Origin of the sequence: Arachidicoccus terrestris (assembly GCF_020042345.1) — a bacterium.
Lineage (GTDB): Bacteria > Bacteroidota > Bacteroidia > Chitinophagales > Chitinophagaceae > Arachidicoccus > Arachidicoccus terrestris.
Map to the genome: position 1 here is coordinate 1,984,114 of NZ_CP083387.1, position 16,603 is coordinate 2,000,716.

The 16,603-nt window shown below is 43.6% G+C and carries 11 protein-coding genes; 1 reads left to right on the forward strand and 10 read right to left on the reverse strand.

What is annotated here, in order from left to right; translation table 11 throughout:
• The 9 genes from K9M52_RS07980 to K9M52_RS08020 form a co-directional block, all read right to left on the reverse strand.
• Nucleotides 1–3,345 (reverse strand): SusC/RagA family TonB-linked outer membrane protein, encoded by a 3,345-nt coding sequence (locus K9M52_RS07980; protein ID WP_224071532.1) that lies wholly within the window; start codon nt 3,343–3,345, stop codon nt 1–3.
• A gap of 92 nt (nt 3,346–3,437) precedes the next feature.
• Complete coding sequence (locus tag K9M52_RS07985) at nt 3,438–4,412, reverse strand: FecR family protein (RefSeq protein ID WP_224071533.1); 975 nt, start codon at nt 4,410–4,412, stop codon at nt 3,438–3,440.
• A gap of 142 nt (nt 4,413–4,554) precedes the next feature.
• Complete coding sequence (locus K9M52_RS07990) at nt 4,555–5,133, reverse strand: RNA polymerase sigma factor (RefSeq protein WP_224071534.1); 579 nt, start codon at nt 5,131–5,133, stop codon at nt 4,555–4,557.
• Nucleotides 5,134–5,791: 658 nt separating this feature from the next.
• Nucleotides 5,792–8,221 (reverse strand): ABC transporter permease, encoded by a 2,430-nt coding sequence (locus K9M52_RS07995; RefSeq protein WP_224071535.1) that lies wholly within the window; start codon nt 8,219–8,221, stop codon nt 5,792–5,794.
• Between the two features lie 321 nt (nt 8,222–8,542).
• The gene (locus K9M52_RS08000; protein WP_224071536.1) at nt 8,543–9,790 is read right to left on the reverse strand and encodes a DUF4374 domain-containing protein; all 1,248 of its coding nucleotides are present in this window, start codon (nt 9,788–9,790) and stop codon (nt 8,543–8,545) included.
• A gap of 31 nt (nt 9,791–9,821) precedes the next feature.
• Entirely contained in the window at nt 9,822–12,251 is a 2,430-nt protein-coding gene (locus K9M52_RS08005; protein WP_224071537.1) for a TonB-dependent receptor, read from the reverse strand.
• Nucleotides 12,252–12,342: 91 nt separating this feature from the next.
• A complete protein-coding gene (locus K9M52_RS08010; RefSeq protein ID WP_224071538.1) occupies nt 12,343–13,932 on the reverse strand; it encodes a PepSY-associated TM helix domain-containing protein in 1,590 nt (529 codons plus the stop codon).
• An 11-nt stretch (nt 13,933–13,943) separates the two neighbouring features.
• Nucleotides 13,944–14,234 (reverse strand): hypothetical protein, encoded by a 291-nt coding sequence (locus tag K9M52_RS08015; RefSeq protein ID WP_224071539.1) that lies wholly within the window; start codon nt 14,232–14,234, stop codon nt 13,944–13,946.
• A gap of 1 nt (nt 14,235) precedes the next feature.
• A complete protein-coding gene (locus K9M52_RS08020) occupies nt 14,236–14,568 on the reverse strand; it encodes a hypothetical protein (protein ID WP_224071540.1) in 333 nt (110 codons plus the stop codon).
• Between the two features lie 273 nt (nt 14,569–14,841).
• Here K9M52_RS08020 and K9M52_RS08025 point away from each other — a divergent pair, with 273 nt between their 5' ends.
• Complete coding sequence (locus K9M52_RS08025) at nt 14,842–16,230, forward strand: sulfatase-like hydrolase/transferase (RefSeq protein ID WP_224071541.1); 1,389 nt, start codon at nt 14,842–14,844, stop codon at nt 16,228–16,230.
• Between the two features lie 126 nt (nt 16,231–16,356).
• On the opposite strand, the gene K9M52_RS08030 is transcribed toward K9M52_RS08025, so the two are convergent.
• Nucleotides 16,357–16,533 carry a hypothetical protein gene (locus tag K9M52_RS08030; protein ID WP_224071542.1) on the reverse strand — a complete coding sequence of 59 codons (177 nt, stop codon included), beginning with the start codon at nt 16,531–16,533 and terminating at the stop codon, nt 16,357–16,359.
• Nucleotides 16,534–16,603: the final 70 nt, after the last annotated feature.

Genomic DNA, 16,603 nt, shown 5'->3' on the forward strand with positions numbered 1-16,603 from the left:
TTAAAAGCTGAATCCAAAACCAACTGCATAGGTCTTGGTATTTGGATAAGTATCCCCTCTTCCATTGCCCAATTCAACATCATAGATCTTAAAGGGGCTAAAAGTCAACAGATTAATCCCTTCCAAAAAGAAATAGGCATTCTTAAGGCCCATTCGCTTCACAGCAGCTTTGGGAAGATTGTAATTGAGCGTCAAACTCTTTAAACGTAAATACTTCCCATTTTTTAACCACCAGGTACTATTTTCATAATTGTCATTGATGGTACCGGGGGTGAGTCTGGGATAAAATGCGTGAGGGTCAGGGTTTTGTTCACTCCATCTGTCATTGATATTGCTAAGCACATTGCCGCGGCTTAACCCCTGCTGAAAAGGCTGCAATCCTTCCCCGCTGAGCATTAAGTCAACATTGCCTACGCCCTGGAAAAGGCCGGACAGGGAAAAATTTTTGTAACTAAAAGAAAACCCAAGGCCATACACCATTTCAGGAATAGAGCCGTAGCCAATGGGAACCATATCGTAGCTATCGATCTTTCCGTCGCCATTCATATCCTTGAATTTTATATCTCCCGGACGCACATCGCCGTTTTGGGCAGGGCTGTTTTCGATCTCTGCTTCACTTTCAAACAGGCCTAAGGCCACATAACCGAAAGTCTGATTGACCTTTCTACCTTTACGTTCCATCCACGGATACTTATAATTTGGCAGATCATCTTCAATAACCTTGTTTCTGGACCAGGTGAAATTGCCCATAAACTCATAACTGAAATCTCCCATTTTGCCTCTCCATGTTAAAGTCCCGTCTATACCATGGTTGTCGATGATCCCGACATTACCATACGGATTGGCCTGCAAGCCTAAATAGTAAGGCAACGATGCTCTTCTGAGGAAGATCCCCGTTCTGTGCTCCTTAAATATATCTGCCTGTAAACTGATCTTTCCATCCAGGGCATCCAGATCAATCCCAAGGTTAGTCTTTTTAGCCACTTCCCAGGTAACATCAGAAGCATAATCACCGATATCCTTTCCACCATACTTGTTATCCATTTTCTCCCCAAACGTATAGCCACTGGTATTGTCTACGGTAGCAATATAGGCAAACCTTCTCCCATAAACCTGACTGCTGTTGACATCAATCTGACTGCTGCCTACCTCGCCATGTGAAAATCGGAATTTCAGCAAGGAAATCGCATCTCTGAGTGGCTCAAAGAACTTTTCTTTAGAAACCACCCAACCCAGGCCGATAGAAGGAAAAAAGCCATAACGATTTTCCGGAGAGAAGTTTTCTGAACCATTATAGCCAAAATCAAACTCTGCAAAATAACGGTCATCAAAACCATAAGAAGCTCTTCCGGCAAGGCCCCTGAATCTGAACGGGAGTGAAGTAATCACGTCATCCGCCTGGGTATTAAGCTTATCACTTTGATTATAGAGTAACATGCCGCTGACGTCATGTTTACCGAAATTTCTTCGATAGTTCAGAGAAAACTCATTATAGATCGTTCTGTCACCTTTTTTAACCAGGCTATAATTCAAATACTCAGTTCCTTTACCCGGATTGGTTAACTGTTCAATTAATTGGCCATTTTCATCCCTTCCTATTGCCAAATAGGTATCCGGTACTTTTTCCCGGTGCATGCTGGTATAGTTATAGGTATCGAAAGCAAACTTGCCGTTAATGCTCAGCCCCTTCGTTATAATATCAAGATCCTGGGTCACCTGAAGATTGGATGCTAACTGGCTGCGCCACTGGTTAATATAACCGGTTTGAGTAAGCTGTGCATAGGGATTGGTTAAACCGGAACTGGCCACATCGGGTGTCTTTCCGTCAGAATACATAATGGGATGGATGACGGGCGTTTTCATAAAAGCGTTGCCAAAAATGGTACCCATTCCTGTTCCCGGATAATTGACATTGATCAGATACCCTCGGACCCCTAATTTCACTTCTGTCGTCTTAGTCACATTCACCGTCAGGTTGGAAGTAACATTATACCGTTTAAGGCTATTTTGTGAGTCATATTTTTGCAGTGAGTCCTGCTTATACATACCGGTTTCATTATAATAGCTTAATCCAATGTAATATTTTGCATTTTCTGATCCCCCACTAATATTCGCGTTGGCATTTCTCTGATGCCCCATATTACGGAACAAAGCATCATACCAGTCCACATCGGGATAAAGATCCGGATCTTCGCCACTGGCCGTTTTGTCAATATCTTCCTGACTATATACCTGCTGACCGCCTCTCGTAACGGAAGCCTCATTAGCCGCTTTCATATAATCCACGCCACCGGCGAAGGAAGGCAGTTTCGTAAACTGAGTAAGCCCTTCATTGTACCTCACTTTGATAACCGGCTTACCAATCGCACCTGTTTTGGTGCTGATCAAAATAACGCCATTAGCGCCTCTGACGCCATAGACCGCCGTTGCGGCGGCATCTTTTAAAATAGAAAAACTCGAAATGTCTTCGGGGTCGATATCTGAGAAGTCCCTCGGGACACCGTCTACTAACACTAACGGCGCGCTGAGGCTGCTGGAAAATGTTGAAATACCCCGAATCCAGATATCTGCGCCTTTTGATCCCAGCTCTCCGCTTCTCTGTACAGAAACAACACCTGCCAGACGACCGGCCAGCGCCGTATTCAGATTGGCCGTAGGTAATTTAAGTTGTTTTACATCTACCGTACTTTGGGCGCCGACCATACTGATCTTTTTCTGACGGCCATAGCCTATTGCCACCACTTCATTTAAACTACCGGATATAGCTACCATGGTCACATTCAGATCCACCCGGTTCTTGACAGGTAAGGTGATGGTTTCATAACCTACAAATGAAAACTGCAGTGAGTCTGTCGGCTTAACGTAAAGCTTATAATGACCCAGGGAGTCGGTCACCGTCCCTTCACTGGATCCGATGATCTGAACAGAAACCCCCTGTAAATTATTATCCAGCGGGTCTTTTACTGTACCTGTAATAGTGACCTGTTCAACGATCTTCTCCTGTTCATGATTTACCTGTTTTCTGGCTCCGGGATGAATAATGATTCTGCCGCCCACCTTCTTGTAAGTCAATCCGGTTCCCGACAATAGCTTTTCCAGCACAACATCTAGAGTAGCATTGCTGGCCAAAACACTGACCTGTTGCTTTAGATCCCCGACAGAGCTATAGATGAAATCAACGCCCGTCTTTTGATGCAACTGCTTGAATGCATCTTCTAACGGTATGTTTTCAAGGCGGACGGTAATCTTGTCCGTTTGCTTAATCTGGCCATAACTCTGGACAGCAATTCCCGACTGGAGTAGCAATAGCATCCCCATAAGGCATGTAAATAGACCTTTGTTCATAAAAACGTAAATATTAATATGGATTAAAAGTATTCCCTTAGGCCCCGCAAAGACACCAGAGCATAGGCACATTTTTAAAGGCGCTCACGGCATCAATGCATTTCAGTGATCAAAATTTTTTTCCCATTCGCTTTATATTCAGCATTTATCGTTAGACACAATATTTCCAGTAATTCTTTCGCATCTTCTATTTTACCAAAGTTACCCGAGACCTCCGTTTCACTCAGGGAAGGATTAGCAAAGCTGACTGCCAATCCGTAGTTCCTTTTAATATAACCAGCTATATCTTCCATTTTGGTATGATAAAATACCACTTCTTTTCTGATCCAGCTAGGCTGTTGATCGTGTGCAAAAACCTCACTATTAAGTTCATGGCTTCTTTTATCATACTCCAGCTGTTCGCCTGGGTGAAGAATAGCTGCTGGCGTCTTCTGCTGCCTGGTAGATTGAACCGCCACTTTACCTGAAAGAACGGATACGGTAACATCATTGTCTTCCATATAGTCTGAAACATCAAAATGTGTTCCCAGGACGGTCACCTGCCAGCTGGAAGTGTGTACGACAAAAGGCCTTTTTGTATCCCTTGAAATTTCAAAATATGCCTGTCCATCCAAATACACATCCCTTGAATGACTACCAAAACTATCGGTATAACGAAGACGGCTTTTAGCATTGAGCCAAACTTTGCTGCCATCACTGAGCTGCAATTGTTTTATTTGTGCCATATTTGTTTCAGCTACCTTTTCAATAACCACCTTAGTGTTTATTTCAGCAGAAGGTTTCATCCATAAAACATAGACTGGAATCATCAGCAAAATAATCACTGATGCAGCGGCTAGCCATACCCAGCTGGTGCTTCGTCCTGTATTCTTTTTTCCCGGTAGTTTTGCCGTATTAATCCTGCTTTTTAGATCAGTTAGAAAAGCAGCTTTCTTATCTTCACTTAAGTTTTCCCATGGGTTGTTGCCTTGTGTTGCACTGTCCAGCCACATTTCTACTTTCTTGGCTTCTTCATCGGAGACGGTTCCTTTTAGAAATTTTTTTAATAAATTTTTCTTTCTTCCCATGGATATCACAACTGATTTATCGCCCTGATCGTATTGTAAGTCGTTCAACAATTATACAGGTACTATGTAAAAATTAAAAATATCGAATTTTTCGAGTAACGTCTCAAAAGCGGCAGGTATTGATAAGAATAAAAAGAGCGCCCTACAGCGTGCTGCCTAACAGCCATATTAATAATGGGATCAATGCGATCCTATTTAAAACAACCCTTAGTTTCTTCAAAGCGGTAGATAATTGATTTTTAACCGTCTGTTCGGAGACCCTCATTTCTGCAGCAATCTCAGTGACACTCAAATGATGCTGTCTGCTTAGAATAAATGTTTCACGCATCCGGCCGGGCAGGCGACTCACTTCCTGATCCATTATACAATTCAGATTGTTATAGACTGTCTGATCGAATACGCTCTCTTCTGTATGCTGATCCATTGACAACACCATTTCCTTGTAATATTTCCTATGGGTATTCTTACGGATATGGTCGATCATTTTGTATTTGAGAGCAGCAAATAGATAGGTCCTGACAGAAACATTCAGGTCGAGGGTTGCCCGACGCTCATAAAAACTGACAAAAACATCATGAACAAGGTCCCGGCTTTCCTCCAGTGAAGATAAGCGGGCGGCACTATAGTTGATGAGCTGAGGCGCATAAGTATTATAAACAGTTTCAAACGCCTTAGGGCAATCAGCCTTTAATTTCTCTATAAACATTGTATCAATGGTCATCAGCTTTACCTCTTTAAATGATTATACCTCTGGAACGGTTTTATTGTCCGTGCAGCAATGCTCTCTTTATAATATGAGATTAAAAAACGCAAACTTCCTGTATCTGTTTAACTCAATTATTGTTTTAGTGTTATGCCAATATTATATTCCGCTAACACTGCTCTCACCTCCGGCCAGTACGGGCAGATTCCGGCAAACTTTCACCAGGGCTTCAAAACCCACAATAAAGCATTTTCTATCTGAACCTGTTAATTTCGAATCGAACGGTTTTATACCTCTAACCCTTTCCATAACAATCATTTACATGCTAGAATAGTCCAAGTTCGAAATTTTTCGAAAACAAATATAACTAAACAAAACAATTGATTCCAAAATTAAATGAGACTTTCCGGGATTATACGCAAACGATTGACAGGCTACATCTGTTTATAAATCAATTCATTACTGAATCCGAAACTCTAAATCGATATGCCGGCCGGCTTATCCTTCCCGGCGAAAACTCCGGCTTTCTAATGATCATGACGCCAAAAACCCCCTGTGTGGCTTTTTATGCAACACAGGGGGTTTTATTTTATCAGCTAGTTTCGGACATTTGTTTGTCAAAAACTTTCCTGCAATAGCCGTTATGATCGGTCATCCGTTCAGATAAAGGGTAATTCTATTCCGCTTTCAGGACCTTCACCGGATTAGCGAGCGCGGCTTTAACAGACTGGAAACTGACCGTCACCAGGGCAATGAAAAGTGCAGCGCCTCCTGCCACGACAAATATCCACCAGGCAATATTCGTTCTGAAAGCAAATTCCTGTAACCAGGAGTGCATAAAGAACCACGCAATCGGGGCAGCGATCACGAAAGCCAGCAGCACAAGAAATACGAACTCCCTGCTCAACAATTGAACGATCCCCACATTACTGGCACCGAGTACCTTTCTAATACCGATCTCTTTCGTTCGCTGTTCTACTGCAAACATTGCGAGCCCGAATAGGCCCAGGCAGGCTATAAATATGGCCAGAGAGGAAAACACGATAGAAGTCGTTCCAGCCCTTGTCTCCGCCTGGTACATATCATTAAAGGAGTCATCCAGGAACCTATAGCTGAATGGCATCCCTGGCGCAAACTTCTCCCAGACATGCTTAATTCGGCCAATCAGGGCCGCAATATCAGAAGTACTGATTTTAAAGGAAGCTGTATATGGGCTGCGTTTCAGGAATAGCCCCAATGGCCCGATATTACTATGCAAAGATTCATAATTGAAGTTCTTCAGAACACCGATGACATGATATTTAAGAACATTGCCCTTATTGTCGGTGCTATACAGATACTTCCCAATCGGATCACCGGCGCCCAGGTATTTTGCGGTTGTCTCATTAATAACGACGGCCGTCGAATCGCTGACAAAGTCCCTGGAGAAATTCCTGCCTTTTATCAACTGCATACCTAAGGTACTGATGTAATCTTCATCCACCTTCCAGTTCTGCATGGAAAATCCATTGGTCGACGTCATAACCGGTGCGGTCGAATAGGTGTTATCGCCCCTGAAAGAGTTAGACACCGGTAAATAAGCACTAAATGTACCTTCCTTTATCTCAGGCATTTTAAGCAGTTCATTTTTGAATGCCTCAGCATGGTCACCTAATGGGCCGGTCTCATTTAATATCAGCACCTGATCTTTGACAAACCCAATATTTTTTGTCTGTATATAATGGAGCTGTCTGTACACCACTATCGTTGCAATGATCAGAACGATTGAGATCGAAAACTGAAACACCACTAGTCCATTTCTGAATTTGCCGGATCTACCTCCCATTTTGAGTTTCCCTTTTAACACCTGAACCGGTCTGAAACCAGAAAGGAAAAACGCCGGATAAATCCCGGCAATAAAACCAACCAATAACGGCAACAAGACAATCGTAACCAGGAACGCCGGTGTAAACAGCGTGGAAAAATGCAGGCTTTTGCCCGCTAGCTGATTGAACCCGGGAATGGCGAAAAAGTCGATCAAAAGCGCGAAAACCATAGCGACAACGACCATTACGATTGATTCCAGCAGGAACTGAAAAACCAGCTGCTTCCTATCGGTACCAAACACCTTTCTCATGCCAACTTCCTTGGCACGGGCCCCAGACCTGGCCGTCGTCAGATTAATAAAATTGACGCACGCCATCAACAAAATAAACAGCGCTACCGCACTAAAAATATACACATACTGAATATTGCCACCGGGTGATATCTCTAATACCCGGTCGCTATGCAAATGCACATCCGTCAAGGGCATCAGGGAATAGGTCAGTATTTTATTTACTTTATCAGCGCCAATCGAGGAAACATCAATAAATCTGGCAGCGTAAGGAAGTACATATTTCCGCACATAATCGGGAAAATGCTTTTCAAATGCATGGTAGTCGGTCCCTTTTTTAAGCTTTAAATAGGTATAGAAATTATGGCTGGTCGCTGCACCCCAGTTATACTGGACATCTTGCATATCGAACAAAAAATCAAACTGGAACTGGCTATTGGCAGGAATATCTTTAATAACAGCTGTGACCAGAAATGGCTTCAACGAATCTCCGTGTTTAACCTCTAAGCGTCTGCCCAGGGCATCTACTGTTCCAAAATACTTCTTTGCGGAACTGGCCGTCACAACGACAGTGCCGGGCTTATCTAAAGCATGCCTGGCATCGCCGGCAATCACCGGCAACTGAAAAACATCAAAGAAAGTAGAATCTACGCTGGCAACCCGTTTCTCATTGAAGTATTCATTACCCTTTTTAATTAATCTGGCACCGTCATTATTATATATTCTGGTATAAGCTTCTACCTGCGGATAATCTTTCTTCAGTGTCGGCCCCATTATATCTGAGCTCTGCGCCATACGCATTTCCCTTCCCCCAAAATTAAAATCAGTATTGACTCTGACAATCTGCTCTTTACCCGGGAAGAACCGGTCATAGCTTAATTCATCCACAACATATAGGATAATCAATATGGAGCAGGCAAGGCCAATGGCCAGGCCCGTTATATTAATAATGGAGTTGACTTTATGTTTGATCAGACTGCGCCAGGCAGTTTTCAGATAGGTCTTGAACATGACGGACTACTTTTAATGGATGATCCAAATTGCTTTTGCCCATTTGATGAAAGGTGGCCACAAAGATCCTTAAACAGTATGCCAATAATACAATCACTGACAATCAGCTTGTTACAAAACAGACTCTTAATAAAGTGTTCATTTTTGATACAATTGCTTTATCAACTGTCCGTTTTTAGACCAGTCTCAGACAGAAAACAGCAACAGGTACCCTAACCCTGACAAGACGATACAAGACACGCAACAAAACGGCCAGCCTGCTCTTGTAGTGAGTGGGACGGCCTATTTGCATCTCAGATTGGTATAGCTTTTTGACAGAGCTTAGGCCTCGGATGGCAGCCATTTAATAGCAGTGATCGTGCCACCTTCTACTTCCAGTCCACGGCTGGCGGTTGCGGCCTTCGCGTCGAACTTATACACTGCGCTCTTACCGTCACTCGTCGTGATGCCTACATAACCCGTATTGCCATCTTTAGGCGAGTAGCTATTAAGGTAAGAAACACTCGTAATTTTTGCGGGATCCGGTGTACCGGTTACCCATGTAAAATCCCTGTCATATACATTGGCCACGGCAAAACGGTCGATTTTACCACTGGCCGGGTTATCCGGGTTTGTCATCCCTAAAAGAAAAACACCCTTACCTAAGTACAGTTTATAGCCAATATAAGAAGGGCCGGACTTCTCAGTAATATTGAAAAAATAATCCTGATCATATTCTGTAGTGCCACGATTGATACGCATAAAGGCGCACGGCTTAGTGGAAGTGATCTCGCCGTTGGTTGTCGCCTGCGGAGAAGAATAAGCATATACGTCACCTTTCTCATCCACTTCCAGACCATCTGTAAAATAAGCGCCGATAAAGCTGGTCCTGTTATCACGAATCACTTTATCCAGGGTCATATCCGGATAATTGAATACGGCGATCCAGGAGCTGTCCGGATAATTGGTCCCGAACCCATCCTTGCCATCTGCCTTGATACTGAAATACGGCGCAAATACTTTGTCGCCCACTTGCCTGATCCAGGAAAAATGTGCCATTTCTCCGTTACCCGCCAAGGTTTTTGTATTGATCTCTCCTTCTCCGGCAATTTGCAGAGACTCAGTATTCACCTTATACCAGTGCGAGATCTCATTGGTAATGCTACGGGACACTTTCACCATCAGGATATCGTCATTTACCGGTGCAAAAGCCTGTACAGTCTCGGTTTGAAAATTAGTCAGTTTTTGCATTTTACCGGCATCATCCAGCTTATAGGCCGTTACGGCACCGGGATTCCCCTGGCCATACAGCATACTGAAAAACAGATTCCCGTTGACGGTATAATATCGCCAGGAGCCATCCTGCTCAATTCCGTTGCCCGCGGTACTGAGGGTACCTGCGTCCAGATTGTCAGCGGTCAGCAGATAATCTGCTACTCCTTCGGTCGCAGCAGGCGTGGCCGCAATGACGAACTTGCCTTCCGTTGATCCATTTCCGCTACCATCGTCAACAGGGCTATCTGATTTGCTACAGGCTGTCCAAAGACTCAATGCCAGTAAGCCGCCTAATAAGAGTTTTGTTCTTTTCATGGTACTCCGTTTCATTTAAGATGTGATTGAATTATTTCGATTTGTTACTGATAAAATACCGGAACTTGACGGCAAAAGACCTTCCCGGCTTCTGCAGGCTAAAATTGTCATAAAGCAACCTGTCGGCCAGGTTGTGCCCTTCCAGAGCGACATTATACCGTCCGTTCTTCATAGAGTATACGATACTGGCGTCATGGGACAACTGCATCGGTATCCCATATTTGTTTTCCTGGGTGCCCCTGCTCGGCCAATAGAGATAAAATGCATGTACATACAGAAGATTATAGCCAATGGTCAGATGGTCACCTTTCGCAAAAACATCATGGAAAAACAGCGAAGCGTCGGCATTCCCATAGAGATAGGGTACATTTGGCAGTCTGTCTTTATATACAACGCTGACAGATTCATATTCCGGCTCATATTTCTGCATATTACGCAAGTCCTGATAGGTAGCAGATACCCCTGCAGAGAATAATTTTTTATAGGAATACCTCAGTTCCGCCTCCACACCTATATTCCGGACCCCATCCAGATTGGCTGCAATCAGTTTGGTCTGGTTATTATTAAAAATATTATAGATATAGTCTGTTGAATGCCTATAGATCCCGGTCGCAGACAATAAAAAACGGTGATCTTCCCTTATATCAAAGTTATATATGAACCCCAGATTGAGATTTTGACTAGACTCAGGCTTTAGGTCAAAATTGCTTTCCTGATTGACCATATCGCCAAATAGCTCTTCATTGCCCGGGAGGCGGTTTGCTTTTTCATAGGAGAGTTTAGTCTCCAGGTTGTGTGTCGGGTAGTAGGATAAAGCGACAGCATAGCCCATTTTGTCGGTATTGGCTGAAACAGCTTTATACGCCACATCCCCCCAGTTGCCACTGGGATTATAGGAGAGCTTGGTGTAGGCATGTTGATGCAGGTGTTTACCAATCACGGTGACACTTGCTTTGTGTCCAAGGTCATACTTATAACTAAGTCCCAGAATATTCTTGTCCGTTTTCTGTGGCTGATTATATATGTCGCTGCCTTCCAGTAACAGATCCTTTGTCTTTCGGTTAAAATGTGTAAATACGTTATTGAGTGCCAGCTCCTGATTGTCTGCAATATGATATTGTAGCGAAGCTGTCGCGATTCCAAGATTGTTCCCAAATTCAAAATAGGATCTGGACCGCTCCCCTCCCAGCCCCTCATACTCTTTGTAATTACCATACCAGTCATATCTCCTGTTGGCGGTGTCGATGGATTTTTCTTCCCCGAAGTTGTAATTTGCATGAATCCTGACATCCAGGCCCCTCAGCAAATCTCTTTTTTCATATTTCAGGCTAGGCATTAAGATGTTGCCGCGGGTATGATAAGCGCCGAATACGGACGTCATTCTGGCACCTGTCTGGATCTGTCTGTAAACTTTACCCGCCGATATACCCACTAAAAACTTATCAGCCCACTTTCGGTTTAGAAAGCCCATGTTAACGACTACCATTTCATTGTGGTATCGGTCATGAAATCTCCTGACTGTTGCGTTGGGTTTATAGGCACCTGTATTGATGTCAGCTACATCCAGCGTTACCTTATAATTATTGTCTGAATAGTTCTGGTAGGCATTCAGTTGAACAGTGAAGCCATTTTTGGCCGTAATGGCAGCAGCCAGATTTGTTTTATGGGTATTAAAGGAACCAAAGGAATAAGAAGCGTCTACATAATTGGCGTGCCTGTTACCGGTAATAATATTCACGGCACCGCCCAATGCATCCGATCCCAGCCAGATCGGCACGACGCCTTTATACACTTCTACCCTTTCTGCAAAATTAACCGGGATATTATTGATCTGGAAAGAAGTGCCCAGATCATCCATCGGAATCCCGTCAATAAAAAACTTCACCCTGCCTCCTGAGAAACCGTTAAGGGAAAAATTAAAATCAGAGCCCACTCCTCCGCTTTCTCTTACCCGGACGCCGGAGACCCTGTCAAGCACCTGGGCAATATCCATTGTAGAATTGTGTAGTTTTTTTGCATCAATAGAGGTGACATTATAAGACTGCCTACCGGCCAGATCATTAACAGAACGTCCCAATACAGAAACATCTTCCAAAGTTGACTCGTCATTCTTATCAAGCACGACCCGCAGGTAAACCGGTTTGTTATCAGTTTCTAGTCTTTTAATAAAAGTTTCTTGCATTTTATATCCGACAAAAGAAAACTGCAGGGCGTACCCTTGTTCTTTGGCAGGGAGGCTCAATGAAAACGCACCAGCAGTGTCTGTCAGGGTGCCGAGCTGTGTTCCTTTCACATGGACAGCCACTCCTTGCAGAGGCGCTCCGCTTTGACCGAGTACCTGTCCTTTAATGAAGTGTGTCGGTGATTTTTCCGATTGTTGCTGAGCTTGGGCATGCAGGACCGGCAAACAGAAAGGCGATAACAATAGCACAATGCTGCGCATTACTGATCTAAATAACATGATGATATAATTCTAGTATTACGATTTTGATAATATAAGGTCAGGACCACGGTCAAGCGGCCAGTAAGATGTAATTAATTTGATGCTATTTTCAGCTCGGAGACAGTGACAGAGCCATTTTCAGCTTTCCCTGCTGTTTTCTGACTAATAGAACCCAGGTCACCAGCGTTGTTACACCCATTATTACCCACAATAGATCTATAAATAAAAGGTCATAATAGGCATTTTTCCAGCTGATCCAAATCCAATTGCCGGTCACTAAACCATTTACAATAGGGATGGCTAGCCCCAGCAAGCCTCCCACTAAGAGACAATCTCGGGTGGCCTTATAAATATTTCTTCTCAGTATCAGCAGTATGGTGACGGCCAGCCAGACCCAGAAATAAAAGTTGTAGATAAACGCTCTTCCTCCGCCCGGATTTAATTTTACGGCAATAAAAACCGCAGCCGTCACAGGGTACATGCTAACAGAAGAAGATAAATAAATATTCGCCAGCCACTCATTAAACCTGCGTTTTCTTTCCGGGATACTCTTCTTCTTTCTTGCGACCAGCCAGATCATAACTCCTGAAATAATCACTATACAGCCGGCGATTCCCAATAAAAAATATAGGATCCGTACAGTATTACCCCCGAAGTTGCCAAAATGAAGGGTATACATAAGGTTATCCACTGCTTTATCATAGGAAGAGGGGCCCTCTAAAGGGGTAAACCGCTCTACTTTCCCCGTGACACCATTATAGACCACAGAAGCTGTTCCGGTAAAATTTTTATGCGGGTTAGTACCATGCACTGTAATACGCATGCTCTGATCGCCATAGTTACTGATTACAATGTTTCTGACTTTCGCACCCGGCATCCTTTTCCTTGCATCCTGAAAATACGCGTTCAGGTCAGGAGCCTTCTGAAAGGGCCGGTGGGCCAAATCATAACGGGTTATACGGGTATTGGTGGCATTCAACAATGAATCAGTGCTGCCACCATACTGATATGCCGCCACCGGCTGGCTGACCAGCGGAAAGCTAATCAGATAGTATGCACCCGTCACCGCAAATACAAACAGGAAGGGTAGGGTAATCACTCCCAGTGCGGTATGAATATCTGTCCATAGGGTCTTTAGTTTCTCCCATGGCCGGAATACATAAAAATTACTGACGATCTTCTTCCAGTGAACCAAGGTTCCCGTAATGATCGCAAACAGGAATAAAAATGCGACAATTCCAGCCAGATAATACCCAAATGGAAAGCCTCTTCCTCCTATTACATTCAATGGTGCCAAAAAGTGCAGCCTGTATAAAAATTCGCCAAGATCGTAGCTTTCCCTGTAATCATTCTTTTGGAAGGTGGCTGCATCCATATAAAAATACCCCCCACGGCCTTTTACAGTCGTATCCTTAGAAACCGTCGCGGAAACAACCATACGCCGGGTCCGGTCATTTAGGGTGATATACAGATCCCTGCCATATAAATCCATACCAGCGGCCATAGAATCCCGAACCCGATTCATGTCAATCTGGTTTTTCTGGGCAACGGCGTTAGGCGTATTATGCTGCCAGTTAGAGATCTCACTCTTAAAAAAAGCAAAGGAGCCCGCAAAAAAGATCACATACAAAATCAGCGAAATAATAATACCGCTGACAGTATGTGTATGAAAATAAATATTATAGTTTCTTAAGTTCATTAATACAAAGGTTATATACCAGTCAGCCTTAATAGATAAGGTAAAAAGAAAAGGAGGCTAAGCCCTAAATAAATGCCCCATATCTTCCATCCGTTTGTTGACAAAAATGCCAGAATCATCAATACACACCATAAGATATAGACAGAAAACTTCATGGTCATGAATACCGTTGACTTATCCAGAAAGGTCATTAATAGCAAGTGAAGGCTCATGGTCACCATATAGCCTCCGATAAAGGCAGCCGTTATCTTCAGCAGCCTTTGCCAGGGAGAGGCGGTAAGATGTTTTTTATTGGCAGGCATACTAAAAGATTAAAAGTTCCAAGAAAAAAGCGGCTGCACCCAATGCAAGAATATGATTGCGCCTTATCAGTCCGAAGGGAGCCAGTGCGACGATGTAGCATGCAGCTGCCATAACCATCAACAAGAAATGCAATACACCCATGACAGCTCCGTTGGTATAAATCAACGCTAAAAAAGTACCCGTAATGCATCCGAGGCCTAATAACCTGGCGGACGCCTGATGTGACTGCAGCCAGATCTCCAGCTGCCCTTGTCTGAAAAGCCTGGCCTTCCTGGAAGTGTTATACAGGCAGAAAAAACCTGTACAGCAAAATAATAAGATAAGTGTATACATAATTGACCGATTCTCATCATCATTGAACCGCAAAACTACATTTGCCTCTCAAGCTTCATTTTTCAAAAAGGGAAATCTGTTTACGCAAAGAGGAAATATTGATTTCCAATCTGTTTCGACAATTTAGTCGCACTTTCAAATAAATTGTTATCAGCCCGCCAACAATTGAATTCTTCGGAGAAAGTCCCTAACTTTAGTTTGCCGTGCATTCAGGGATCTAAGACCATTCAGCTATTCATTCTAACCAAACAACTTATTTTTAAACGCTCAATTATGTATTCATTAAAAAGATGGCTACTCTTCGTATTTTCTTTCTTTTTCTTCGGCGTACAAGCGCAGGAGAAACCCAATATTATCTTCATATTGACCGATGATATGGGTTATAGCGATATCAGCTGTTTTGGCGGACAATTTGTCCCCACGCCCAATATTGACCGGATTGCCGCTGAAGGCACCAGGTTTACGCAATATTATAGCGCCGCTCCGATTTGTAGTCCATCCCGAACAAGCCTGCTGACAGGTATGTTCCCGGCGGAGTGGAACTTCACGACTTTTTTAAATGATCGGCGCAGTAACGGATTAGCAGAACAGGCCAATTATCTGAACGTTAACGCACCTTCGATCGCCAAAGTCATGAAAACCGCAGGCTACGCCACCGGTCATTTTGGCAAATGGCATATGGGAGGCGGCAGGGACATCAAAAATGCGCCTAATTTTGATAAATACGGTTTTGATGAACACGTCAGTACATACGAAAGCCCCGATCCTGATTCTTTAATCACCGCCACGGACTGGATATGGTCTGATAAAGACAGCATCAAACGCTGGAACAGAACGCAGTATTTTGTAGATAAAACACTGGATTTTTTAAGGCGTCATAAGGGCCAGCCTTGTTTTGTTAACCTATGGCCGGATGACATGCATACGCCCTGGGTGCCTGAAGTCGACCGTGCCTATGAAGGTAAGTTCCCGATGAATCCCCAGCAGGAGAAGGCATTTAAATTAGTCCTGAAAGAATACGATAAACAGATCGGCAGGCTACTGGACGGTCTCAGGGAGCTCGGTATTGATAAAAATACGATCGTCATTTTTACGAGCGATAATGGGCCATTGCCAAGTTTCAGGGGCAGCAGAGCGGCGGGCTTGAGAGGCACCAAACTTTCTTTATATGAAGGTGGGATCAGGATGCCCTTTATAATCAAGTGGCCGGGACACGTTCCAGAAGGAGCTACAGACACCGCCTCTGTACTCAACTCAACAGATATCTTACCAACTCTTGCGGCGATAACAGGCGCAATGCTACCCAGTAATTATAAAGGTGATGGAGAAAACAGAGTCTCAGTCTTGTTAGGAAAGCCATCGGCCAGACATAAAGATATGTACTGGGAATATGGAAGAAACAGCTATGCCTTCAATTATCCAAAAGGCCGTGACCATAGTCCCAATTTGGCTATCCGGTCCGGCAAATGGAAACTGTTGATGAACTTCCACGGAAAGTTGACAGATGCAGAATTATACGATATGGATAAGGATAAATATGAGACCACCAATGTCGCAGGCCAACATAGGGAGCTCGTAAAAAAACTGGCTGCAAAACTCAGTACTTGGAGAACTTATCTGCCAGACTTAACGCCTGACAGAGCAGATCCGGCAAAAAACTAACCGGCAGAACAGCTTACCAAGCTTCTTAATAAGAAAGCCCCGTTTTAATTGAAAGAAATTAAGACGGGGCTTTCTTATTAAGATACATATATTCAAACCACCCTATATAAAATTCCTTAGGAAAAACTATTTATTATGCCCGGGTGCAAAATCCCTGGCCGATTTTTGGCCATAGATCTTCTTTGCCTGGCCTGGAGGAACCTTACCGCTTCTACCTGCTTCACGATAAGGGGTACAGGAAACAACAAGTGACATCCAAACAATGGCCGAAACGGCTAGTAAACAAACAGATCTCAATTTCATGATTATAATTTTAAACAAATATCCCAATTTTCAGGCCAATACTGATTTTTTTTGCATAACAGCCACGTAA